Source organism: Staphylococcus sp. FSL K6-0223, assembly GCF_038008285.1.
The window spans coordinates 231,132-255,922 of the sequence record NZ_JBBOYX010000003.1 but is presented as its reverse complement, the minus strand read 5'-3'; the positions used below and the strand labels follow the sequence as shown (position 1 = coordinate 255,922).

At 36.3% G+C, this 24,791-nt stretch carries 16 protein-coding genes, 6 tRNA genes and 3 rRNA genes; 18 read left to right on the top strand and 7 right to left on the bottom strand.

What is annotated here, in order from left to right; genetic code table 11:
- Positions 1 to 51 precede the first annotated feature (51 nt).
- The 14 genes from MHI13_RS18480 to glmM all read left to right on the top strand — a co-directional run bounded on the left by MHI13_RS18480 (position 52) and on the right by glmM (position 11,408).
- On the top strand, positions 52 to 1,116 hold the full coding sequence (locus MHI13_RS18480) for an Mrp/NBP35 family ATP-binding protein (protein WP_002432308.1): 1,065 nt from the start codon (positions 52 to 54) through the stop codon (positions 1,114 to 1,116).
- A gap of 466 nt (positions 1,117 to 1,582) precedes the next feature.
- Positions 1,583 to 3,133: ribosomal RNA gene (locus tag MHI13_RS18475) — 16S ribosomal RNA — on the top strand.
- 370 nt (positions 3,134 to 3,503) lie between these two features.
- Positions 3,504 to 6,425, top strand: a 23S ribosomal RNA gene (locus tag MHI13_RS18470).
- A 69-nt stretch (positions 6,426 to 6,494) separates the two neighbouring features.
- A 5S ribosomal RNA gene (gene rrf, locus MHI13_RS18465) occupies positions 6,495 to 6,609 on the top strand.
- Together the 16S, 23S and 5S rRNA genes with 6 tRNA genes alongside form the textbook arrangement of a ribosomal RNA operon.
- A gap of 11 nt (positions 6,610 to 6,620) precedes the next feature.
- A tRNA-Asn gene (locus MHI13_RS18460) sits at positions 6,621 to 6,695 on the top strand.
- A gap of 1 nt (position 6,696) precedes the next feature.
- A tRNA-Glu gene (locus MHI13_RS18455) sits at positions 6,697 to 6,771 on the top strand.
- A gap of 4 nt (positions 6,772 to 6,775) precedes the next feature.
- Positions 6,776 to 6,851: transfer RNA gene (locus tag MHI13_RS18450), tRNA-Val, on the top strand.
- Positions 6,852 to 6,869: 18 nt separating this feature from the next.
- Positions 6,870 to 6,953: transfer RNA gene (locus tag MHI13_RS18445), tRNA-Tyr, on the top strand.
- 6 nt (positions 6,954 to 6,959) lie between these two features.
- Positions 6,960 to 7,034: transfer RNA gene (locus tag MHI13_RS18440), tRNA-Gln, on the top strand.
- A gap of 3 nt (positions 7,035 to 7,037) precedes the next feature.
- A tRNA-Lys gene (locus tag MHI13_RS18435) sits at positions 7,038 to 7,110 on the top strand.
- A 125-nt stretch (positions 7,111 to 7,235) separates the two neighbouring features.
- Entirely contained in the window at positions 7,236 to 8,144 is a 909-nt protein-coding gene (rocF, locus tag MHI13_RS18430) for an arginase (RefSeq protein WP_064210674.1), read from the top strand.
- A 137-nt stretch (positions 8,145 to 8,281) separates the two neighbouring features.
- Positions 8,282 to 9,088, top strand: a complete 807-nt coding sequence (gene cdaA, locus MHI13_RS18425; protein WP_002435856.1) for a diadenylate cyclase CdaA — start codon at positions 8,282 to 8,284, stop codon at positions 9,086 to 9,088.
- A gap of 1 nt (position 9,089) precedes the next feature.
- Complete coding sequence (locus tag MHI13_RS18420; RefSeq protein WP_002453751.1) at positions 9,090 to 10,022, top strand: CdaR family protein; 933 nt, start codon at positions 9,090 to 9,092, stop codon at positions 10,020 to 10,022.
- A gap of 27 nt (positions 10,023 to 10,049) precedes the next feature.
- Positions 10,050 to 11,408, top strand: coding sequence for a phosphoglucosamine mutase (gene glmM / locus MHI13_RS18415; protein WP_002435830.1), 1,359 nt, complete (start codon positions 10,050 to 10,052; stop codon positions 11,406 to 11,408).
- 87 nt (positions 11,409 to 11,495) lie between these two features.
- Here glmM and MHI13_RS18410 read toward each other — a convergent pair whose 3' ends face one another.
- The 4 genes from MHI13_RS18410 to MHI13_RS18395 are packed head-to-tail and all read right to left on the bottom strand — an operon-like array spanning position 11,496 to position 16,682.
- The gene (locus MHI13_RS18410) at positions 11,496 to 12,608 is read right to left on the bottom strand and encodes a mannitol-1-phosphate 5-dehydrogenase (RefSeq protein ID WP_064210673.1); all 1,113 of its coding nucleotides are present in this window, start codon (positions 12,606 to 12,608) and stop codon (positions 11,496 to 11,498) included.
- Positions 12,608 to 13,042 carry a PTS sugar transporter subunit IIA gene (locus tag MHI13_RS18405; protein WP_002435784.1) on the bottom strand — a complete coding sequence of 145 codons (435 nt, stop codon included), beginning with the start codon at positions 13,040 to 13,042 and terminating at the stop codon, positions 12,608 to 12,610. Before MHI13_RS18405 ends, MHI13_RS18410 begins: the two co-directional genes overlap by 1 nt.
- Positions 13,043 to 13,053: 11 nt before the next feature.
- Positions 13,054 to 15,081 (bottom strand): BglG family transcription antiterminator, encoded by a 2,028-nt coding sequence (locus MHI13_RS18400; protein ID WP_064210672.1) that lies wholly within the window; start codon positions 15,079 to 15,081, stop codon positions 13,054 to 13,056.
- Positions 15,082 to 15,113: 32 nt separating this feature from the next.
- A complete protein-coding gene (locus tag MHI13_RS18395; RefSeq protein WP_064210671.1) occupies positions 15,114 to 16,682 on the bottom strand; it encodes a PTS mannitol transporter subunit IICB in 1,569 nt (522 codons plus the stop codon).
- Between the two features lie 670 nt (positions 16,683 to 17,352).
- Here MHI13_RS18395 and glmS point away from each other — a divergent pair.
- Together glmS and MHI13_RS18385 are read left to right on the top strand one after the other, a co-directional pair.
- Positions 17,353 to 19,158: a glutamine--fructose-6-phosphate transaminase (isomerizing) gene (glmS, locus tag MHI13_RS18390; protein ID WP_049390627.1), complete on the top strand. Its 1,806-nt coding sequence runs from the start codon at positions 17,353 to 17,355 to the stop codon at positions 19,156 to 19,158.
- 268 nt (positions 19,159 to 19,426) lie between these two features.
- Positions 19,427 to 20,284, top strand: a complete 858-nt coding sequence (locus MHI13_RS18385) for a Cof-type HAD-IIB family hydrolase (RefSeq protein WP_064210670.1) — start codon at positions 19,427 to 19,429, stop codon at positions 20,282 to 20,284.
- A 65-nt stretch (positions 20,285 to 20,349) separates the two neighbouring features.
- Here the strand turns inward: MHI13_RS18385 and MHI13_RS18380 are convergent, their stop codons facing one another.
- Positions 20,350 to 21,549, bottom strand: a complete 1,200-nt coding sequence (locus MHI13_RS18380) for a hypothetical protein (protein ID WP_064210669.1) — start codon at positions 21,547 to 21,549, stop codon at positions 20,350 to 20,352.
- A gap of 133 nt (positions 21,550 to 21,682) precedes the next feature.
- Here MHI13_RS18380 and MHI13_RS18375 point away from each other — a divergent pair, with 133 nt between their 5' ends.
- Positions 21,683 to 22,414 carry a metallophosphoesterase family protein gene (locus tag MHI13_RS18375; protein WP_002453743.1) on the top strand — a complete coding sequence of 244 codons (732 nt, stop codon included), beginning with the start codon at positions 21,683 to 21,685 and terminating at the stop codon, positions 22,412 to 22,414.
- 57 nt (positions 22,415 to 22,471) lie between these two features.
- On the opposite strand, the gene czrB is transcribed toward MHI13_RS18375, so the two are convergent.
- Positions 22,472 to 23,452, bottom strand: a complete 981-nt coding sequence (czrB, locus tag MHI13_RS18370; RefSeq protein WP_064210668.1) for a CDF family zinc efflux transporter CzrB — start codon at positions 23,450 to 23,452, stop codon at positions 22,472 to 22,474.
- Between the two features lies 1 nt (position 23,453).
- Complete coding sequence (locus MHI13_RS18365) at positions 23,454 to 23,771, bottom strand: ArsR/SmtB family transcription factor (protein WP_186306242.1); 318 nt, start codon at positions 23,769 to 23,771, stop codon at positions 23,454 to 23,456.
- 155 nt (positions 23,772 to 23,926) lie between these two features.
- Here MHI13_RS18365 and MHI13_RS18360 point away from each other — a divergent pair, with 155 nt between their 5' ends.
- A complete protein-coding gene (locus tag MHI13_RS18360) occupies positions 23,927 to 24,580 on the top strand; it encodes an NAD(P)-binding oxidoreductase (RefSeq protein WP_064210667.1) in 654 nt (217 codons plus the stop codon).
- The last annotated feature ends 211 nt before the right edge of the window (positions 24,581 to 24,791 follow it).

The window sequence follows — 24,791 nt, the reverse complement described above, 5'->3', positions numbered from 1 at the left end:
ATAACTTTTGTTATTATGTAGATAAATTATTATGTTTAAGGGGGATTTACTTTGTTAACGGTAAATCAAGTTGAAGAAATAGTAGGTGCATTAAAAGACCCAATTATTGATGTACCTTTGAAAGAAACTGATGGTATAGTTAACGTTACCATCAAAGAAGATATTGAGCACGTTAGTGTTAAAGTTGCAATGGCTCAATTAGGGGGACAACCACAATTAGATTTACAAATGGCAATTGTAAAAGCTCTAAAAGAAAACGGTGCTAATACAGTAGGTATTCGTTTTGAAGAATTACCACCGGAGACAGTGGAAAAGTATCGTGGTAAAGGAACAGAAAAGCCTAAAACAATTGAAGGTTTACTTTCTCAAAATAATCCAGTTGAATTTATTGCAATTGCTTCCGGTAAAGGTGGCGTAGGTAAATCAACTGTAGCTGTTAATCTAGCTGTAGCTTTGGCAAGAGAAGGTAAAAAAGTTGGACTCGTAGATGCTGATATTTATGGTTTCAGCGTTCCAGATATGATGGGGATTGATGAAAGACCGGGAGTAGACGGCAAAGAAATTATTCCGGTTGAACGTCATGGCGTTAAAGTTATTTCAATGGCTTTCTTTGTAGAGGAAAACGCACCTGTTATTTGGAGAGGTCCAATGTTAGGAAAAATGCTTACTAATTTCTTTACAGAGGTTCAATGGGGAGATTTAGATTATCTTTTACTTGATTTACCACCTGGCACTGGAGATGTAGCCTTAGATGTACATTCAATGCTACCTTCTAGTAAAGAGATCATAGTTACTACTCCGCACCCTACAGCAGCGTTTGTAGCAGCTAGAGCTGGAGCTATGGCTAAGCATACAGAACACTCTATTTTAGGTGTAATCGAAAATATGAGTTATTTCGAAAGTAAAGAAACTGGTAATAAGGAATATGTATTTGGTAAAGGTGGAGGTACTAAACTTGCTGATGAATTAGAAACACAGCTATTTGGAGAGTTGCCTCTTGAACAACCTACGTGGAACCCTAAAGATTTTTCACCATCTATTTATCAGCCTGAAGATCGTTTAGGAGAAATTTATACATCAATCGCCAGAAAAGTTATAGCCAGTACTCAAAAATAGTATCTTAATGTAATTTAACCAAAGGTATACTGATCACACAGAAACAAATTTTGTTTTTGTGTGATTTTTCTATTGCAAAATTTAGAAATCATGCTAGAATATTTCTTTGTGAGCTACGAATTAGCTGTTCACAAAATTAAAAAATAATTCAATTTAAATGTTGACTTAAAAACGTGAAATTGATATTATATAAAAGTCGCTGAAAAGCGATTGTAAAGTATTTAATTTAATTGTTAAGCAAGTGTAAAAATTACCCTTGCAAACATTATAAAAACACTTTAAAATAAATAAAGTAATCTTAAGAAATCATTGACATTTCTTCTTAGAAAAGATATGATTAAAAAGATTGATTTTATTGAGATGAACATTGAAAACTGAATGACGATATGTCAACGTTAATTCCAATAAACGTAACGAAACGTTACAAACTATTTAGTATTTATGAGCTAATCAAACATCATAATTTTTTATGGAGAGTTTGATCCTGGCTCAGGATGAACGCTGGCGGCGTGCCTAATACATGCAAGTCGAGCGAACAGACGAGGAGCTTGCTCCTCTGACGTTAGCGGCGGACGGGTGAGTAACACGTGGATAACCTACCTATAAGACTGGGATAACTTCGGGAAACCGGAGCTAATACCGGATAACATGTTGAACCGCATGGTTCAACAGTGAAAGACGGTCTTGCTGTCACTTATAGATGGATCCGCGCCGCATTAGCTAGTTGGTAAGGTAACGGCTTACCAAGGCAACGATGCGTAGCCGACCTGAGAGGGTGATCGGCCACACTGGAACTGAGACACGGTCCAGACTCCTACGGGAGGCAGCAGTAGGGAATCTTCCGCAATGGGCGAAAGCCTGACGGAGCAACGCCGCGTGAGTGATGAAGGTCTTCGGATCGTAAAACTCTGTTATTAGGGAAGAACAAACGTGTAAGTAACTGTGCACGTCTTGACGGTACCTAATCAGAAAGCCACGGCTAACTACGTGCCAGCAGCCGCGGTAATACGTAGGTGGCAAGCGTTATCCGGAATTATTGGGCGTAAAGCGCGCGTAGGCGGTTTTTTAAGTCTGATGTGAAAGCCCACGGCTCAACCGTGGAGGGTCATTGGAAACTGGAAAACTTGAGTGCAGAAGAGGAAAGTGGAATTCCATGTGTAGCGGTGAAATGCGCAGAGATATGGAGGAACACCAGTGGCGAAGGCGACTTTCTGGTCTGTAACTGACGCTGATGTGCGAAAGCGTGGGGATCAAACAGGATTAGATACCCTGGTAGTCCACGCCGTAAACGATGAGTGCTAAGTGTTAGGGGGTTTCCGCCCCTTAGTGCTGCAGCTAACGCATTAAGCACTCCGCCTGGGGAGTACGACCGCAAGGTTGAAACTCAAAGGAATTGACGGGGACCCGCACAAGCGGTGGAGCATGTGGTTTAATTCGAAGCAACGCGAAGAACCTTACCAAATCTTGACATCCTTTGACCCTTCTAGAGATAGAAGTTTCCCCTTCGGGGGACAAAGTGACAGGTGGTGCATGGTTGTCGTCAGCTCGTGTCGTGAGATGTTGGGTTAAGTCCCGCAACGAGCGCAACCCTTAAGCTTAGTTGCCATCATTAAGTTGGGCACTCTAAGTTGACTGCCGGTGACAAACCGGAGGAAGGTGGGGATGACGTCAAATCATCATGCCCCTTATGATTTGGGCTACACACGTGCTACAATGGACAATACAAAGGGCAGCGAAACCGCGAGGTCAAGCAAATCCCATAAAGTTGTTCTCAGTTCGGATTGTAGTCTGCAACTCGACTACATGAAGCTGGAATCGCTAGTAATCGTAGATCAGCATGCTACGGTGAATACGTTCCCGGGTCTTGTACACACCGCCCGTCACACCACGAGAGTTTGTAACACCCGAAGCCGGTGGAGTAACCATTTGGAGCTAGCCGTCGAAGGTGGGACAAATGATTGGGGTGAAGTCGTAACAAGGTAGCCGTATCGGAAGGTGCGGCTGGATCACCTCCTTTCTAAGGATATATTCGGAACATCTTCTTCGAAGATGAAAGGGATAACGTGACATATTGTATTCAGTTTTGAATGTTTATTAACATTCAAATTTGTACATTGAAAACTAGATAAGTAAGTAAATAGATTTTACCAAGCAAAACCGAGTGAATAGAGTTTTAAATAAGCTTGAATTCATAAAAATAATCGCTAGTGTTCGAAAGAACACTCACAAGATTAATAACAGGTTTTCGACTTTGACTTTTAAAGAAATCGTTTTTCAGATAATGAGTTGATTTAATTTTAAGCGCAGTTTACTTATGTAAATGAGCATTTAAATTAATGAAACGAAGCGATATGAAAGCGATTGACTAAAAGTATGGTGGAAACACAGATTAAGTTATTAAGGGCGCACGGTGGATGCCTTGGCACTAGAAGCCGAAGAAGGACGTTACTAACGACGATATGCTTTGGGTAGCTGTAAGTAAGCGTTGATCCAGAGATTTCCGAATGGGGGAACCCAACATGAGTTATGTCATGTTATCGACATGTGAATTCATAGCATGTCAGAAGGCAGACCCGGAGAACTGAAACATCTTAGTACCCGGAGGAAGAGAAAGAAAAATCGATTCCCTGAGTAGCGGCGAGCGAAACGGGAAGAGCCCAAACCAACAAGCTTGCTTGTTGGGGTTGTAGGACACTCTATACGGAGTTACAAAAGAACATGTTAGACGAATCATCTGGAAAGATGAATCAAAGAAGGTAATAATCCTGTAGTCGAAAACATATTCTCTCTTGAGTGGATCCTGAGTACGACGGAGCACGTGAAATTCCGTCGGAATCTAGGAGGACCATCTCCTAAGGCTAAATACTCTCTAGTGACCGATAGTGAACCAGTACCGTGAGGGAAAGGTGAAAAGTACCCCGGAAGGGGAGTGAAAGAGAACTTGAAACCGTGTGCTTACAAGTAGTCAGAGCCCGTTTATGGGTGATGGCGTGCCTTTTGTAGAATGAACCGGCGAGTTACGATCTGATGCAAGGTTAAGCAGCGAATGTGGAGCCGTAGCGAAAGCGAGTCTGAATAGGGCGTTGAGTATTTGGTCGTAGACCCGAAACCAGGTGATCTACCCTTGGTCAGGTTGAAGTTCAGGTAACACTGAATGGAGGACCGAACCGACTTACGTTGAAAAGTGAGCGGATGAACTGAGGGTAGCGGAGAAATTCCAATCGAACTTGGAGATAGCTGGTTCTCTCCGAAATAGCTTTAGGGCTAGCCTCAAGTGATGATTATTGGAGGTAGAGCACTGTTTGGACGAGGGGCCCCTCTCGGGTTACCGAATTCAGACAAACTCCGAATGCCAATTAATTTAACTTGGGAGTCAGAACATGGGTGATAAGGTCCGTGTTCGAAAGGGAAACAGCCCAGACCACCAGCTAAGGTCCCAAAATATATGTTAAGTGGAAAAGGATGTGGCGTTGCCCAGACAACTAGGATGTTGGCTTAGAAGCAGCCATCATTTAAAGAGTGCGTAATAGCTCACTAGTCGAGTGACACTGCGCCGAAAATGTACCGGGGCTAAACATATTACCGAAGCTGTGGATTGTCCTTTGGACAATGGTAGGAGAGCGTTCTAAGGGCGTTGAAGCATGATCGCAAGGACATGTGGAGCGCTTAGAAGTGAGAATGCCGGTGTGAGTAGCGAAAGACGGGTGAGAATCCCGTCCACCGATTGACTAAGGTTTCCAGAGGAAGGCTCGTCCGCTCTGGGTTAGTCGGGTCCTAAGCTGAGGCCGACAGGCGTAGGCGATGGATAACAGGTTGATATTCCTGTACCACCTAATATCGTTTTAATCGATGGGGGGACGCAGTAGGATAGGCGAAGCGTGCTGTTGGAGTGCACGTCCAAGCAGTAAGGCTGAGTGTTAGGCAAATCCGGCACTCGTTAGGCTGAGCTGTGATGGGGAGAGGAAATTGTTTCCTCGAGTCGTTGATTTCACACTGCCGAGAAAAGCCTCTAGATAGATAACAGGTGCCCGTACCGCAAACCGACACAGGTAGTCAAGATGAGAATTCTAAGGTGAGCGAGCGAACTCTCGTTAAGGAACTCGGCAAAATGACCCCGTAACTTCGGGAGAAGGGGTGCTCTTTAGGGTGCAAGCCCAGAAGAGCCGCAGTGAATAGGCCCAAGCGACTGTTTATCAAAAACACAGGTCTCTGCTAAACCGTAAGGTGATGTATAGGGGCTGACGCCTGCCCGGTGCTGGAAGGTTAAGAGGAGTGGTTAGCTTCTGCGAAGCTACGAATCGAAGCCCCAGTAAACGGCGGCCGTAACTATAACGGTCCTAAGGTAGCGAAATTCCTTGTCGGGTAAGTTCCGACCCGCACGAAAGGCGTAACGATTTGGGCACTGTCTCAACGAGAGACTCGGTGAAATCATAGTACCTGTGAAGATGCAGGTTACCCGCGACAGGACGGAAAGACCCCGTGGAGCTTTACTGTAGCCTGATATTGAAATTCGGCACAGCTTGTACAGGATAGGTAGGAGCCTTTGAAACGTGAGCGCTAGCTTACGTGGAGGCGTTGGTGGGATACTACCCTAGCTGTGTTGGCTTTCTAACCCGCACCACTTATCGTGGTGGGAGACAGTGTCAGGCGGGCAGTTTGACTGGGGCGGTCGCCTCCTAAAAGGTAACGGAGGCGCTCAAAGGTTCCCTCAGAATGGTTGGAAATCATTCATAGAGTGTAAAGGCATAAGGGAGCTTGACTGCGAGACCTACAAGTCGAGCAGGGTCGAAAGACGGACTTAGTGATCCGGTGGTTCCGCATGGAAGGGCCATCGCTCAACGGATAAAAGCTACCCCGGGGATAACAGGCTTATCTCCCCCAAGAGTTCACATCGACGGGGAGGTTTGGCACCTCGATGTCGGCTCATCGCATCCTGGGGCTGTAGTCGGTCCCAAGGGTTGGGCTGTTCGCCCATTAAAGCGGTACGCGAGCTGGGTTCAGAACGTCGTGAGACAGTTCGGTCCCTATCCGTCGTGGGCGTAGGAAATTTGAGAGGAGCTGTCCTTAGTACGAGAGGACCGGGATGGACATACCTCTGGTGTACCAGTTGTCGTGCCAACGGCATAGCTGGGTAGCTATGTATGGACGGGATAAGTGCTGAAAGCATCTAAGCATGAAGCCCCCCTCAAGATGAGATTTCCCAACTTCGGTTATAAGATCCCTCGAAGATGACGAGGTTAATAGGTTCGAGGTGGAAGCGTGGCGACACGTGGAGCTGACGAATACTAATCGATCGAAGACTTAATCAATATTAAAATGTTTTGCGACGCAAAATCATTACTTACTATCTAGTTTTGAATGTATAACACATTCATTTGTCTGGTGACAATGGCAAGGAGGTCACACCTGTTCCCATGCCGAACACAGAAGTTAAGCTCCTTAGCGCCGATGGTAGTCGGGCTTACGTCCCGCTAGAGTAGGACGTTGCCAGGCAATATCATTAATCCGCAGTAGCTCAGTGGTAGAGCTATCGGCTGTTAACCGATCGGTCGTAGGTTCGAATCCTACCTGCGGAGCCAGGGCTCCTTGGTCAAGCGGTTAAGACACCGCCCTTTCACGGCGGTAACACGGGTTCGAGTCCCGTAGGAGTCACCATTTTGGAGAATTAGCTCAGTTGGGAGAGCATCTGCCTTACAAGCAGAGGGTCGGCGGTTCGAACCCGTCATTCTCCACCATTCTTAAGTGAATATTCCGGAGGGGTAGCGAAGTGGCTAAACGCGGCGGACTGTAAATCCGCTCCTTCGGGTTCGGCAGTTCGAATCTGCCCCCCTCCACCATCTCATTGGGCTATAGCCAAGCGGTAAGGCAACGGACTTTGACTCCGTCACGCGCTGGTTCGAATCCAGCTAGCCCAGCCATTAGAGCCATTAGCTCAGTTGGTAGAGCATCTGACTTTTAATCAGAGGGTCAGAGGTTCGAATCCTCTATGGCTCACTTTTAAACACCTTCATTATTGAAGGTGTTTTTTATTTGATTTAAATAAATTTAATTACAATACTTCTTGAAAAATGCAAGCGTATACATTATTCTGAATCTATGTAAATGAAAGGGGTATTGTCATGAATCAACGTATTGAAATTATTGGTGCACCTTCCACATTCGGTCAAAAGAAACTTGGTGTAAACTTAGGACCAGATGCAATTCGTTATGCAGGATTATTGTCACGTCTTAAAAAAATGGGACTTGATGTTATAGATAAAGGTAATATAGAAGTACCAACATTAGATGTAGAGAAACTTAACTCTGATCAAGAAGGGTTAAGGAACTATGATGAAATAGTAACTGTTTCTGAAAATCTTAGCAAAGCTACATCAGAAATAGTAGAGAAAGGAAACTTTCCACTTACACTTGGTGGTGATCATTCAATAGCTGTTGGTTCGATTTCAGGTATTAGTCAACATTACGAAAATCTAGGTGTCATTTGGTACGATGCTCATGGTGACTTAAATGTACCTGAAGAATCTCCTTCTGGTAATATTCACGGTATGCCTTTAAGAATATTAGCAGGTGATGGACCAGATGAACTTGTCAATATAAATGATTTTACGCCTAAAGTTAAACCTGAAAATATCGTATTAATTGGTATGAGGGATTTAGATGAAGGTGAAAGAAAATACATAAAGGATAAGAATATTAAAACTTTTACTATGGCGGATATCGACCGGTTCGGAATACAAGAGGTGATTGAAAGATCTCTTGAGTATCTAAAATCTAGAAATATTGATGGCCTTCATTTCTCACTAGACGTTGATGCTTTAGATCCCGCTGAAACTCCTGGAACGGGTACAAGAGTAATGGGTGGTTTGAGCTATAGGGAAAGTCACTTTGCCCTCGAATTGTTAAATGAATCAAAATTAGTTACTTCAATGGATCTAGTTGAGGTTAATCCTCTTATTGACAATTCGAATCATACTGCTGAACAAGCTGTTGCGCTATTAGGTACTTTCTTTGGTGAAACACTTCTATAAATAAAATTGTGAAAGCACGACTTACATGGTATATACTGTGTAAGTTTTTTTTATTTTTTAGTCTTTGTTCATATGACACTATTAACAATGATTGGTATAATAATTAATATGGAAAAATATTACCCGGAGGAGATGTTATGGATTTTTCCAACTTTTTTCAAAATCTTAGTACATTAAAAATTATTACTAGTGTACTTGATTTACTGATTGTTTGGTATGTACTTTATCTTCTCATAACAGTTTTTAAAGGCACTAAAGCGATTCAATTACTAAAAGGGATTGTCGTAATTGTTATCGGCCAACAAGTCAGTAAGATGCTTAATTTAACAGCAACCTCTAAATTATTTGATATCGTTATTCAGTGGGGAGTACTTGCACTAATTGTTATTTTCCAACCTGAAATACGACGAGCATTAGAACAATTAGGTAGAGGTAGCTTTTTAAAACGTTATACCAACACTTATAGTCGTGATGAAGAGAAATTAATACAATCTGTTTCTAAAGCTGTTCAGTATATGGCTAAAAGACGAATAGGTGCACTTATTGTTTTTGAAAAAGAAACAGGATTACAAGACTACATAGAAACTGGTATTCCAATGAACTCAGATATTTCTCAAGAGTTATTGACAAACGTCTTTATTCCAAACACGCCATTACATGATGGTGCGATGATTATTCAAGGTAGTAAAATAGCTGTAGCAGCGAGTTATTTACCTTTATCAGACAGTGTTAAAATATCTAAAAGTTTAGGAACAAGACATAGAGCAGCAGTTGGGATTTCAGAGGTATCTGATGCTTTTACAGTTGTAGTTTCAGAAGAAACTGGAGATATATCTGTAACTTTTGATGGTAAACTTAGAAGAGATATATCTAATGAAGTTTTCGAAGAATTACTTGCTGAACATTGGTTTGGCGCACACTTTCAAAAGAAAGGTGTGAATTAAAATGTTAGAAAGTAAGTGGGGATTAAGATTTGTAGCATTAATCCTAGCTATATTTTTCTTTTTATCAGTTAATAATGTATTTGGAAATGTGTTTAATACAGACGATATATCACAGAAATCCACTAAAACAATTCAGGATGTACCTGTAGATGTAATTTACAATAATAAAGATTTACATGTTACGAAAGCGCCTGATAATGTCGATGTTAATTTATCAGGCCCCCAATCAAAGTTAATTAAAATTGAAAATCCAGAAGACCTTAAAGTAACAATTGATTTATCCGATAAAAAAGCTGGAGAATATCACAAGAAATTTCAGGTTAAAGGTATAGATGACGATGTAAGCTACAGTGTAAAACCTAAAAGCGCAGATGTTCATCTAGAGAAAAAGATTACTAAAAAAATGCATGTTCAACCTGATGTAAGTCAAAGTGATATTGATGCAAAGTATAAAGTTAGTAAACAAAGCATTTCTCCTGAAACTGTTAAAGTGACAGGTGGGGAGCAACAGCTTAAAAAAATTGCTTATTTAAAAGCTACATTTAAAAAGGCTAGTAAAATTTCTAAAGATACAAATGATGTAGCTGAAGTCAATGCATTTGATAAAGAATTAAATAAATTAAATGTCTCAATTAATCCTAGTGAAGTAGATTTAAAAGTTGCAGTTGAACCTTATAGTAAAAAAGTAAAGGTTCGTACTAAATCAACGGGTAAACTAGATAATGATAGAGAATTAGATAATATCAAATTAAACGATAAAGAAGTTGAGATTTACGGTAGTAGAGACGATTTACAGAGCATCAATGAAGTAACAGCTGAAGTTGATTTAGATGGCGTATCAGAATCAACTGAGAAAACAGTAAAATTTGACTTGCCAGACAATGTTGCAAAAGTAAATCCTAAGGAAACGAAAGCATATATAAACGTTAAATAATTGTTAGATATAAAGGAGAGTTTAAAAATGGGAAAATATTTTGGTACTGATGGTGTTCGAGGCATTGCCAACCAAGAGCTTACACCTGAATTAGCTTTTAAATTGGGTAGATATGGTGGATATGTTTTAGCACATAATAAAGGGGAGAAGCACCCAAAAGTACTAGTGGGTAGAGATACGCGTGTTTCAGGTGAAATGCTTGAATCAGCCTTAATCGCAGGTCTTATCTCTATTGGCGCTGAAGTCATGCGTTTAGGTATTATTTCAACACCAGGTGTAGCTTATTTAACTAAAGAAATGGAAGCTGCTTTAGGTGTTATGATTTCAGCTTCTCACAACCCAGTTGCAGATAACGGCATAAAATTCTTTGGTTCAGATGGTTTTAAATTATCTGATGATCAAGAAAATGAAATCGAAGAATTGTTAGATCAAGATAATCCTGAATTACCACGTCCTATCGGTGAAGACATTGTACATTATTCAGATTATTTTGAAGGTGCTCAAAAATATCTAAGCTATTTAAAATCAACTGTAGATGTTAATTTTGAAGGACTTAAAATTGCTTTAGATGGTGCTAATGGTTCTACATCATCACTAGCACCGTTCTTATTTGGTGATTTAGAAGCTGATACTGAAACAATTGGATGTAATCCGGATGGATATAACATTAATGAACAATGTGGTTCTACACATCCTGAGAAATTAGCGGAAACTGTCTTAGAGACTGAAAGTGATTTTGGTTTAGCCTTTGATGGCGATGGAGATAGAATTATTGCTGTAGATGAAAATGGTCAAATTGTTGATGGAGACCAAATCATGTTTATAATTGGTCAAGAAATGCATAAAAACCATGAATTAAACAATGATATGATTGTCTCAACAGTCATGAGTAATCTCGGTTTTTATAAAGCATTAGAAAATGAAGGTATTCAATCTAACAAAACAAAAGTAGGAGATCGTTACGTTGTCGAAGAAATGAGAAGAGGTAACTATAATCTTGGTGGCGAGCAATCTGGTCATATTGTGATGATGGATTATAATACAACGGGTGATGGATTACTTACAGGTGTTCAACTTGCTTCTGTAATTAAAATGAGTGGTAAATCACTAAGTGAATTAGCATCACAAATGAAAAAATATCCTCAATCTCTTATCAATGTTAAAGTAACTGATAAATATCGAGTAGAAGAGAATATTCATGTACAAGAAGTGATGACTAAAGTTGAAACTGAAATGAATGGGGAAGGTAGAATTTTAGTTCGCCCTTCAGGTACAGAACCTTTAGTAAGAGTTATGGTGGAAGCAGCCACTAATGAAGACGCTCAACGTTTTGCTCAAGAGATTGCAGATGTTGTTCAAGATAAAATGGGATTAGATAATGCGTAACGAATAAGTTATTCTCATATTCCTTATTAATAAATTAAAACACCTTCGAAAGAATCTTTCTTCTTTCGAAGGTGTTTTTTATATCATTTACTTTTTCTGTAATAATTCTAATTCTTTAACAATTTCATCAGCTAATTGATCGTCAACTTTGGCATATGTTTTTAAGAAGGCCTTAGCACCATGTTCTTTAATATAATTATTTTTTTCTACTGTTTCTTGATCAGCATTGTCATCGTATGCAAGAAGAAGAGCAGCTGCTTTAACTAAACCTTCACGTTCTAAACCTTTATTATATAAATAAGTTAATGGTTTAATAATACGATCTTTAGGACCTATTTTACGTATTGTTCCTCGACCAACCCGTGTAACTTCATCAGATAGGTTAGGATTATTGAGACGATTAATAATTTTCTCAACGTATTGCTTTTGTTCATTTTTAGAGAAATCAAATTGATCTGTGATATATTGACTCGTTTCACTAAGAGCTTGGCGAAGGCCTGCTTCTATTTGTTTATCTTCGATAGAATCTAAAATAGTAGCTTTATTTTCAAAATGACCAGCGTAAGCTAGAAATGCATGTCCTGTATTAACTGTTAGCAATTTTCTTTCTATATATGGTGTTAAGTCATCTACATATTTAATATGTTCTAATTCTTCACCGTACCAAGCATCTTTTTCGATAACCCATTCAAAGAAAGGTTCTACCATGACGTCTAATATATTTTCATTTTTTTGTAATGGCACAATTCTATCCACTGCTGAATTTGCAAAATGGATATTGTCAGCTAATGGTCCAGTAATATCCAGAATGGCTTTTTTCAAAGTATCTGTGGCCATAATAGCATTTTCACAAGCAACAATATTTACATGATTTTTCTTTTCTTTTAAATATGGAGCAAATGATTTAGCAATAATTGGTAAAATATTTACTCCAACAGCCGTTGTGATTAAATCTGCTTCAAGTATTGCTTCTTTAAGTTGATCTGAGGGTTTAGCTGAATTAATAGCATCTACATTATTCACTCGAGTAGTTGTTTTAGCTTCATCAGCTAAAATAACATCGTATTGATGTTCACTATCCAGTGCATTAATTATATCTTCATTTACATCTGCAAAGGTAACTTTAATGTTATTGTCAGCTAATATATATCCGATAAAACCTCTGCCGATATTGCCGGCACCAAAATGAACTGCTTTCATTATGCGTCAGCCTCCTCGAATACTTGTTTAATTTCATCTGCAGATGTAGCATTTACGATGCGATCAACATTTTCTTCTTCACTAAAAGTAATTGCAATTTTAGAGAGTAAATCTAAATGATCGCCATCTTTACCTGCAATGCCAACGACGACCTTTACTTCTTCGCCATTCCAGTCAACACCTTCAGGAATTTGTAATAAGCTTAAACCTGAACGAATCACATTACCTTTAGCTTCTTCAGTGCCGTGAGGAATTGCTAATGCATTACCCATGAAAGTTGATACTACGTTTTCACGGTCTTTCATAGCTTCGATATAGTTTGGTGTTACAGCACCACTATCAACTAAAACTTGTCCTGCTTTTTCGATTGCATCATTTTGATCAGATGCTGATACATTTAAAAAGATATTGTCATTACTAAATAATTCACTCATTTAAAACACTCCTATTGTAATTGATTTTTTATTTGATTTAATAATTTGTTTCTTAAAATAGTTTTAAATTCATATGGATTTTGCATAAATTCTTCGATGTCATTCAAATGCTCGCTTAATGCCTCTGAGAGGGCACTTACGAATTGAGCCATTTTTTGATTATCTGGGATAAACATACTTATCAAATAATGAACTGAATTTAAATCATTTTGATTACGTTGCAATTGTATCGGTTCTTCCAAAATAGTAATAAGTATGGAAGGTTTTTTGAACATGTTATCTTTTAAATGTGGGATTGCTACCGGATAAGGATGTAACACCCAATTAGGATTTTGTTCAAACTTTGATTGCAGTAAATCAGCGAATGATTGCCTGTCCTCAATTATATCTTCATTTAATAAGTAAGTTTCTAAATATTGCTTCCAATTATCTACTAATTTATATTCTATTTTCACTGAATCTAATACCTCTAAACCTACGCGCATATCTTGAATTGTTTCTTCAGGATTTGTAAAGGTATTTGAGTTATCATTTTCAGCTAGAAGAGTTTGATTTGAATTCGTACTTAGAAAAGAAGCTACATAAGACACTTCATGTTCTGGTAATAATGGATTAACAATTAGAAATGGGGCTTCGATATCTAAATTTACAGTCGAAATAATTCCGTCGTAGTTATTTAAATCTAATACATTCAAGTCGCTTACAGAAGCTTGAGTAATTCTTTCAATTTCACTAAAGACTTGCTCAAGACGATTGGCTAATAAACGACTTGTTCCAATGCCACTACTACATACGACTAGGATATTTAAAAAGCGATTTCCCTGATTTTTAATGGATCCACCAAAGTGAAGCACTATAAAAGCAATCTCACTTTCAGGAAAAATTAAATCAGACCACACCATATGCAATGCTTTATGAATCGTTTCAAAAAGACGTGGATATTTAAATTTAATCATTTCAGTTAAAGGATTGTAGGTTTCAATGTTAGATTTCAAACGATTAATTGCAGGATTGATATGCAATGTTAACCCCTCGATTAAGTTTTCCTTATCTTTAAAATGTTGTCCTGATATTCGTGTAACTGTATTAACAAATTGACGAATCTTTTTACTACTATTATCTTCCTCAGAATTAGAATCCTTTGTACCTTTACGTTTAGCACCACGCAAATGAATTGTTATAAAAGTGATTTCAGCTTGGTTAAACTCAACGTTATATATTTCTTCAAGACGTTTAGCAATTTCTGTTGCAACTTCATGCTCGAAGGTATCTTTAACTGTTTCATATATATCTTTATTTAGTGAGACGTATTCACCATTTTGCATACGTGTAATACTTAACACAATGTGAATCGTCAAAGTTAAATAACTAGATTCTGTTAGGGTATAGGGCAGTTGACCTAAATAGTCCATCAATATACGTTCAATTTTAAATATTCTATCTAAATCTACGAGAGATTGTTGAGAATGATTCAAAGATTGGTAAACAAAGTGATTTTCAATTACAGAATAAACGCTTGTACTATTTAAGTTATTTACCATAAGTTGACTAAGAAATTCTCTTTTTTTAGACTCAGGGCCCTTTAAGTAGACGCCTTCGCCACGTTTTCTTGAAAGTGACAGTTGATAAGATAATAATTCTTCTTCTAAATCATCTAAAAGTTTAGCTAGAGCTTGAATTGAAACACCAATTTCGTGTGCTAAACTAAATTGTTTTATTGCGTGTTTAGTTTGTATAAGAGCATAAAGAATGATTACTTTTTGTTCTTCAATTGATAAATCTAATGTTTGTTGAGTTGTAACTGCTTCCTTCAATCGTCTAATATTGTTAGATTCTCCAGACAATCGTATATCCTTTTTATTGGCTCGCTCTAATTGTATTGAAAATGTACTTAAGTACGATTCAATTTGTTTTAACTCTCTATGAATAGTACGAGAGGACACCGCTAGTTGTTGAGCGATGTCGTATATAGTGACATATTGACCGTGATACTTGATTAATATTTCAATAATCTCTTTTTCACGTGTACTCAGTAACATGGCGGTATCCTCCATTTTTGAAAATAATTAAGTTAATCTTCGTGCTTTAAATTATTTAATAACTCTTCATATCTTGGTGAATTTAAGAAGTTATCCACTGAAATATGAATAGCATTTGGAACTTGTTTAATGGCACGATCTGTTAGTGTTTTTTGCGTGATTACAAGTTGTGCATCATGAGGTAATTGATTAATAGCTGTATTAGTCACATTGACGTCAGTAATACCAGCTTTCTTAAATTTATTACGTAGCATACTTGCACCCATAGCACTTGAACCCATACCCGCATCACATGCGAATATAACATGATTTACACCGCTATAATCGTGTGCATCAACATTCTCAGTATTGTAATTATCTAAAAGTTGTTCAGTATTATCTTCATCATTTTCTTTCTCATTTTCTGTAGAAGACGTAGTAACACCTGTTGTTCCAGCTGCGCTCGCATTCTGTGCATTTGAACGAGTTGCTTCTTTATCAGAATGCGTTAGTTTAGATGAAACTTTAGATTTTTTACCTTTCGTCGCTTCCATTTGAGCTGTAGCAGATTCTAAATCTTGTTTAGGTTCTTTAGTGAATTTCATAATAAGTGCTGCGATGACAAATGATACTAATGTAGCAAGTACTACACCAAGTAACATGTGTAAGAATTCGCCTCTAGGTGCGTTTAAGCAGTAAACGATAAATGAACCTGGGGACGCTGGACTTTTGAAACCGAAGCCAGTAGCTTGATAAGTTGCAACGCCCGTCATACCACCTAAAATAACTGCAATAAATAGTAATGGACGCATCAAAACATATGGGAAGTAAATTTCATGAATACCACCTAGGAAGTGGATAATACCTGCACCATATGAAGTTGCTTTAGCAGTTCCTTTTCCGAAAATCATATAGGCCAATAAAATACCTAGACCAGGTCCAGGGTTAGATTCAATAGTAAATAAGATAGATTGACCAGCATGAGCGGCTTGGTCGGTACCAAGTGGTGTAAATACACCATGGTTAATCGCGTTATTTAAGAATAAAATTTTAGCTGGTTCAACAATAATACTTACTATAGGTAGTAAATGAAGGTGAACTAAGAATTCAACAGCAACAGACAAGATATGCATGATGAATTTCATGATTGGAGCTAAAATTTCAAAACCAATAATTGTCATAATAAAACCTAAGATACCTGCAGAAAAGTTATTGAATAACATTTCAAAACCTTGTGGTGTTCTAGGTTGCACGAATTGGTCTACTTTTTTCATTAACCAACCAACAAGTGGCCCCATAATCATGGCACCAAGTAACATTGGTGTTTCAGGTAAAGCTACAATAACCCCCATAGTTGCTGTAGCTGCAATAATTCCACCACGTAAGCCATGAATTAAACGCCCACCGCTAAATGCGATGAGTAATGGAATTAAGTACGTAATCATCGGTCCAGCTAATTGAGATAAATCTTTGTTAGGGAACCAACCATTATCAATGAAGATTGCGGCAATAAAACCCCATGCGATAAATGCACCAATGTTAGGCATAATCATACTGCTTAAGAATGATCCAAACGCTTGGACTTTACGACCGACTCCTTTTTTCTCTTGAGTTTGTGACATCTCTACACCTCTTTTTTAATTAGTATGTGACTATATTTAGTTTAAATCTTGTAGTTAGTTTCTCTCAATATAAACAAAAATTGAGTTTGTCATGATAGTTGTGACAAGATTAAGTCTAACTATTATATATAGTAGAACTTTGAATTAGTTTATATTAATAAGTTTTTTCAAAGGTTAAAAAAATAAGTTTTTTAACTTATTTTAGGAAGTATTGTTAAATCATTTGCAAAATAAATCATCGTCAGTGTACAATAATGATTAATGGAAAGGAGGAAAGAAAGTAAATAAATAGTTATAGCGCCTGTGCAAATGACTATATTATTGTTGAAAATTAAAAGTTAATTATGAGAACTTTTATAGAGAATAATGTAGCTTTTGTAGACGAGGAGGATAGTGATCGAATAGATCGGCGGATGCTATCCCGGATGTGGCTCATTCGTTAGCTTATTAAGTAAAACACTAGGGCAACTTAGTGGACAAAGTTAATAAGATCGCCGAAATAAAATACTACTAAGGGAAGCGTAGAGTAGCGTGTTAAAATGATCAATTACACACGCTTATTTCTTGATGTCCTCGTATGACATCATTGATATGGTAGAAGGTTATTAATATAAATTAAAATGACAAATCATATTGCTCTTGCTATCCCTCATTTTGGAGGAAATAGATTATGTGTGGAATTGTTGGTTATATTGGATACGACAATGCTAAGGAATTACTTTTAAAAGGTTTAGAAAAATTAGAATATCGTGGTTATGATTCAGCAGGTGTTGCTGTAGTTAATGATCAAGGGACTAAAGTATTTAAAGAAAAAGGTAGAATTGCTGAACTACGTAAAGTCGCAGATAACAGTGATCAAGATGGAACAGTAGGTATTGGTCATACACGTTGGGCAACTCATGGTGTACCAAACTATGAAAACTCTCATCCTCATCAATCAGCAACAGGTCGTTTCACATTAGTACATAATGGTGTGATTGAAAACTATGAGGAGTTGAAAGCTGAGTACCTATCAGATATTAAATTCCTTTCTGAAACTGATACAGAAGTGATTGTTCAGTTAATCGAACATTTTTCAAATGAAGGACTTTCAACAGAAGAGGCCTTTACTAAAGTTGTGACTTTATTACATGGTTCATATGCTTTAGGTTTATTGGATGAGCAAGATAAAGATACGATTTATGTAGCTAAAAACAAATCTCCATTGCTTGTTGGCGTGGGTGAAGGTTTCAATGTTATCGCTTCAGATGCATTAGCAATGTTACAAGCTACTAACCAATATAAGGAGATTCATGACCATGAAATCGTAATTGTTAAACGCGATGATGTGGTAATCAAAGACACTGAAGGTAATGTTCAAGAGCGTGAATCTTATACTGCTGAAATCGATGCTTCAGATGCTGAAAAAGGTGTTTATGATCATTATATGTTGAAAGAAATTCATGAACAACCAGCAGTTATGCGTCGCATTATCCAAGAATATCAAGATGAAGAAGGTAACTTGAAAATTGATCAAGACATTATCAAAGATGTCGCAGATGCAGATCGTATTTACATCATTGCAGCAGGTACAAGTTATCATGCCGGTTTAGTAGGGAAAGAGTTCATCGAAAAATGGGCAGGAGTACCAACAGAAGTACATGTTGCTTCAGAATTTGTTTACAATATGCCTTTATTATCTGAAAAACCATTATTCATCTATATTTCACAATCAGGTGAAACAGCAGACAGTCGTGCCGTACTAGTTGAAACGAAAAAATTAGGTCATAAATCATTAACTATTACTAATGTTGCTGGTTCAACGTTATCTCGTGAAGCGGATCATACATTACTCTTACATGCAGGTCCTGAGATTGCTGTAGCATCTACAAAAGCATATACAGCTCAAATTGCAGTATTATCAATACTTTCACAAATCGTAGCTAAAAATCACGGTCGTGAAGCTGATATCGACTTATTAAGAGAATTAGCTAAAGTAACAACTGCTATTGAAACTATCGTTGATGATGCACCAGTAATGGAAGAAATTGCTACTAATTTCTTAGAAACAACTCGTAATGCATTCTTTATAGGACGTACAATTGATTATAATGTAAGTTTAGAAGGTGCATTAAAACTTAAAGAAATCTCTTATATTCAGGCTGAAGGATTTGCTGGTGGTGAATTGAAGCACGGTACAATTGCACTTATCGAAGAGGGTACGCCAGTTATCGGTTTAGCAACTCAAGAGAATGTTAACTTATCTATCCGTGGTAATATTAAAGAAGTTGTAGCTCGTGGTGCTAATCCTTGTATCATTTCAATGGAAGGCTTAGACAAAGATGGTGATACGTATGTTATCCCTCATGTACATGAGTTATTAACACCATTAGTTTCTGTTGTTACTATGCAATTAATTTCTTATTATGCTGCATTGCACAGAGACTTAGACGTTGATAAACCACGTAACTTAGCTAAATCAGTTACAGTTGAATAATTGAACTAGTTTTTAAAACCAGTTAAGGGAAACCTTGCTGGTTTTTTAAAAACATTTTTAACAGAATATTCCGAAAAATATCGTCGCGGTAGCTCACAATATCAATGATGTATTTTAAATTGAAATGCATCTTCGTTAATTCTACAAAAGGTAAAGTTTTCTAAGCTATATATGATATCAACGCTTTATTAAAGTTAAAGTCGTTGCACTTTATATCAAACAGTGACACAATTTATTTAAGTAATTAAAGTAACGAGTGGAGGATAATATGAATAACGTTAAAGCAATATTCCTAGATATGGATGGAACAATTTTACATGAAAATAATAAAGCATCTAACTATACCAAGGATGTGGTAGATGAATTACGTGAAAAGGGTTTTAAGGTATTTCTAGCCACAGGTCGTTCATATTCTGAGATACATAAACTCGTACCTGAAGGTTTTAAAGTTGATGGAATTATTAGTTCTAATGGTACTACTGGTGAAATCGAGGATCAAAATTTGTTTAAACACAGTTTATCTTTAGAACAAGTTAAAAAAATTGTTAAATTAGCTCAACAACAACATATCTACTATGAAGTATTTCCTTTTGGAGCACAACGTATCGTTTTAAAAGAAGATTATCAATGGATGCGTGACATGATTACTGGTGAAACGCCACCCAATAATGTAAGTCATAGTGAATGGACTTCAAGACTAGACGCTATGAAAGATAAAATTGATTGGCGTGACGAGTTGCCGGACTTAGATTATTCTAAAATCTATTTGTTTAATCCAAATCTTGATAAAATTACCACATTCAGAGATGAACTTATTCAGAATAAAGTTTTGCTAAGTATAAGTGTTTCTAACTCGTCTCGTTATAATGCAGAAACAATGGCGTATAATACCGATAAAGGTACGGGGATTAAAGAAATGATTGAACACTTTGGTATTCAGCAAGAGGAAACATTAGTCATTGGAGATAGTGATAATGATCGTGCGATGTTCGACTTTGGGCATTATACAGTTGCAATGAAAAATGCACGACAAGAAATTAAAGATATCACAGATGAAGTGACTGAGGAAACAAATGAAGAAGATGGGGCAGCTAAATACTTAAAATCACGATTATTAGACAAATAAATATATAAGCATTAAAAACTCGCAAGTAACGATAATAGGTTACTTGCGAGTTTATTTAATAACTATTATTTCTTGTCAAAAGTGTCTTTAGCTCTATCTGTAATGTCGTCTTTATTGTCAGACACCTTTTCAGAAGCTTTGTCTTTTAAATCTTGACCCTTACTAGAAGCGTTATCTTTTTGATTGTTAAATTGATTTTCAGCTTTATCTTTAAGATTATCACCTTTAGAGTCATTGTCGTTCACTTTATCTTGAACTTTTTCTTTTACGTTAGATGTTTTACCTTTGTTATCGTCTTTAGATGTAGCTAATGAATCTTTGTCATTCTTCTTACCTTTGCGAGCTTTCTTACCAGGTTTATCAATTTTATCACCACGTGTGATGAAGTAATAAATGATACCCATAAGAATGATAAAGTAAATAACAATTCTAATTAGAATGATTAAAATAAGCACAACGTATGCAAGAATTTGAGCAACTGATTGTGACATATGACTAGTTAAATAACTAAATAGGGTAATTAATGGTTGACCTGTAATAAGAACAACTAGGTTAAGTAATAAAATACCAATAAAGAATTTTAACCAAGTTTTCTTACCATTCTTAATTCCATTAAATCCTTCTTTAACATTACTCATTGCTTTTCGATGTGGATCTTCTGCAAATGCAACTGTGTAATTAATCATGAAGATTAAGAAGAACCAATAAACGATTGAAGTAATGAATCCCATTAGTAAAATAATTACAATTTGAGAAATAATTAAAATAGCAATTGAATTATCCACATTACTTACTGATTGTTGTATCCACGCGTACAATTGAATAAAAGTGACGTTGTACAATAATTTTAGTAAGTATGCAATGATAAACATAATCATAATAGCAACAACTGAGATTAATGCTAATAATAAAGATGTTGCATAACGGCCTTTTTTAAAGGCAAAGAATAAATCACTAAATTTAATTTTTTCGTGCTTCATAGCCTTTTGGATAACATTAATAGCACCTGCTAATAGTTGGTATCCAAGGAAAATAAATAGTAAAGCTAAAATAAGATAAATAATAATAATAGGGATGTACATTGTTAATGAAACGGATTGTCCGAATTGTTGTAACATTTGCATCTGAGTAGAAAATTGAGCTATAAATGCTGATGCAAATCGATAAACAATAAAACAAACTGCAAAACTAATTAAAGCGAATAATAAAGCTTTGAGTAGTTGCGGTTTAGCATTTTTAAATGCCGATTTATAATATCTAAACAAATTTTAAGCACTCCTTTAACGTAATATAAATACAATATCAAAAATCTTATTTTTTTTAAATTAATATCTAACATAAAAGGGTATTGAAGTGTTAAAATATGCTAGTAAATTCACATTGAAAGGAGATATCATCATGAAATTTGCAGTTATTACTGATATCCATGGTAATTATGATGCATTAGAAAAGGTGTTAGATGATATTGATAGTAGAGAAGATATCGATAAAATTTATAATCTTGGCGACAATATAGGTATTGGACACGAGACAAACAAAGTTTTAGATACTGTATTTGATCGTGATGATATGGAAATGATTGCCGGTAACCATGATGAAGCAATCATGACACTAGTTAATAACACACAATATCCTGAAGATCTTAAAGGCAAATTTTATGAGCATCATCAATGGATAGAAAGCCACCTCGATGAATCATATTATGATGAATTAAATCAATTACCACGATATATTGAGAAAACTATCAAAGGAAAAAAGGTTTTATTTATTCATTATGAAATTCCTAATGAAAAATTAGAAGTAGGAATTGAAGGGCAACCTTTTGCACCGATGGCTAGTGATGATGAGCAAGAGATTTCTAAGCTTTTTGAAGATAAAGACGCGGATTTAATATTATTTGGCCACAATCATCGTTTACATTTATTTGATGATAAATCTACAATTTACTTTAATCCAGGTGCAGTGGGATTAAATAACGGAGCTCATACTGTATATGGTATTGTTACAATTAATGAACAAGGCATTTCTGTTGAACGTGTAAAACTAGACTATGATGAAGAAGAATTTATAGAAGGTTTTGCTGAAAAACAAGTACCAGCAAGAGACTTTATTTTTAAAAACTTTATGTAAATAATTGAATATCCTCAAGGATGAGACATTGGAAGTGTCTTGCCCTTGAGGATATTTTTAATGACTATTGGCATGTGTATGAGTGTGTATGTGTTCATGAATACCTGAACATATTGTTGAATCATCATGTTTATGTTTAGGTGTTTCAAGTTGTATTGTCATGTGTTGAACATTTTGATGCAATAAATCATGTTCAATGGTTTCTAAAAGATTTTCACATTCTTTAACTGTTAATTGCTCTGAAACAACTGCGTGACAACTGAGTGCATTCATATCATTTGATATAGTCCAAACATGATAATCATGTACATTTTGAATGCGTTCGTCTTTAGTGATTGTAGATATCACTGCTTCTAGGTCTACATCACTAGGTGTACCTTCCATTAAAATATTTAGTGAAGATTTTGCTATACCGTAAGCACTTTTTAAAATAATTAGTGACACCAGAATACTAGCGATAGGGTCAGCAAGAGTAAAGTTAAACGCCCAAATTAATAATGCTGCTACGATTGCACCAATTGAACCAAAGAGATCACCTAATACATGGAGAAAGGCGCCACGCATATTTAAATTATGAGATGTATCACCGCCTCTAAACATTAACGCTGCAACTACAATATTAACGATTAAGCCAATTAAGCTTATAATAAACATCTCTTGAGATTGCACTTCTGGAGGGGCGAAAAATCTACGAATAGCTTCGATAATAATCATAAGACTGATAATAAATAAAGTTACGCCATTGAATAAAGCAGCGAGCACTTCAAAGCGTTTATAGCCATAGGTTTTAGTTTGTGTAGCATTCTTTTCCGCATATATAAATGCGATAAGTGCTACGCCAAGTGAGATGGTGTCACTTAACATGTGAAATCCATCAGAGAGTAAGGCCAAGCTATTGGCAATAAATCCACCGATGATTTCTACTAACATAAATAATCCTATAATAAAGAAAGAGATTAAAAGTACTTTCTTATTATTTGTATGGACATGACCATGTGCATGATTGTGACTGTGATGTTGATGATTGTGATTTGTCATATTAACTTCCACCTTCATTTGGATGACTAGCATGATGAATGGCTTGTTTGAGCAATGTAGATACGTGCTTGTCGTCTAAAGAATATATCATAGATTGACCTTGTCGTTTTGATTTAACCAAGTGTGTACTTTTCAATAACTTTAGTTGATGTGACACATTTGATTGAGACATATTCAATGTATGTGAAATGTGTCCTACACTTGCTTCTCCAAATTCTAATAATTCCATAATACGTAAACGGTTGAGATCGCTTAAAGCTTTGAATATCTCAGTGACTTTGCTTAAAGTATCTACATCGGTATGTTTATTTTGTTCAATGTCATTCACCTTGAAGCACCTCTTTATATGAATATTTTTTCATATATTAATATAATTTATTGTGGTAGTGATGTCAATCGTATTTTTATTGGGTTTACTTTTTGAAAATGAGTGGTAAACATCAATTACGATTTTAAAAAGGGAGGACGTTAAGAATGAGTATTTTATTAATCGGTGCTAATGGTGGCGTAGGTTCAAGATTAGTACAACAATTAAAATCAGATAATATTGATTTTACTGCAGGTGTTCGTAAAGAGGAACAAGTGAAAGAATTAAAGGACCAAGATGTCGATGCAACATTAGTAGATGTTGAAAAAGCCACTGTTAAAGATTTAACTCAACTCTTCAACAATTACGATAAAGTTATTTTCTCAGTAGGTTCAGGTGGCAGTACAGGCGATGATAAGACAATTATAGTTGATTTAGACGGTGCTGTTAAAACTATTGAAGCAAGTAAAGAGGCGGACATTAAGCACTATGTAATGGTTTCAACTTATGATTCAAGAAGAGAAGCTTTCGATTCTGCTGGCGATTTAAAACCGTATACAATTGCTAAACACTACTCAGATGATTATTTAAGAAATTCTGGTCTTAATTATACAATTGTGCATCCAGGAAGACTTACTGATGATGAAGGTACTGGTAAAATTGAAGCAGATTTATACTTTGATAAACGTGCGTCTATTCCTCGAGACGATGTAGCAACAGTGCTTAAAGAAGTAGTTACATCTGATAAATTTGCTAATCAAGAATTTCAAATTCTTAGTGGTAATAAAGAAATTAAAGATGCGTTACAAAAATATGAATAATCGTTATAAAAATGATATTAGCAAAAGCAGTCGAGTTACCTTTTAGGTGATTCGGCTGTTATTTGTTTTAAACTATAGAGTGAAAAATGGTTTATTTAACTTCAAATTGATATTGTTAATAATAATGCAAAATTTTAATTATTTAGTGAAGCGTTTGATAAACTAAAATTGAATTAAAGATGATTTGTTCTATTTGTTTTTAAATAATAAT

Excerpts from the sequence above, each read along its gene's own strand:
- rocF (WP_064210674.1), top strand. The coding sequence starts at position 7,236 with ATGAATCAACGTATTGAAATTATTGGTGCACCTTCCACATTCGGTCAA.
- cdaA (WP_002435856.1), top strand. The coding sequence starts at position 8,282 with ATGGATTTTTCCAACTTTTTTCAAAATCTTAGTACATTAAAAATTATT.
- MHI13_RS18420 (WP_002453751.1), top strand. The coding sequence starts at position 9,090 with ATGTTAGAAAGTAAGTGGGGATTAAGATTTGTAGCATTAATCCTAGCT.
- glmM (WP_002435830.1), top strand. The coding sequence starts at position 10,050 with ATGGGAAAATATTTTGGTACTGATGGTGTTCGAGGCATTGCCAACCAA.
- MHI13_RS18410 (WP_064210673.1), bottom strand. The coding sequence starts at position 12,608 with ATGAAAGCAGTTCATTTTGGTGCCGGCAATATCGGCAGAGGTTTTATC.
- MHI13_RS18405 (WP_002435784.1), bottom strand. The coding sequence starts at position 13,042 with ATGAGTGAATTATTTAGTAATGACAATATCTTTTTAAATGTATCAGCA.
- MHI13_RS18400 (WP_064210672.1), bottom strand. The coding sequence starts at position 15,081 with ATGTTACTGAGTACACGTGAAAAAGAGATTATTGAAATATTAATCAAG.
- MHI13_RS18395 (WP_064210671.1), bottom strand. The coding sequence starts at position 16,682 with ATGTCACAAACTCAAGAGAAAAAAGGAGTCGGTCGTAAAGTCCAAGCG.
- glmS (WP_049390627.1), top strand. The coding sequence starts at position 17,353 with ATGTGTGGAATTGTTGGTTATATTGGATACGACAATGCTAAGGAATTA.
- MHI13_RS18385 (WP_064210670.1), top strand. The coding sequence starts at position 19,427 with ATGAATAACGTTAAAGCAATATTCCTAGATATGGATGGAACAATTTTA.
- MHI13_RS18375 (WP_002453743.1), top strand. The coding sequence starts at position 21,683 with ATGAAATTTGCAGTTATTACTGATATCCATGGTAATTATGATGCATTA.
- czrB (WP_064210668.1), bottom strand. The coding sequence starts at position 23,452 with ATGACAAATCACAATCATCAACATCACAGTCACAATCATGCACATGGT.
- MHI13_RS18360 (WP_064210667.1), top strand. The coding sequence starts at position 23,927 with ATGAGTATTTTATTAATCGGTGCTAATGGTGGCGTAGGTTCAAGATTA.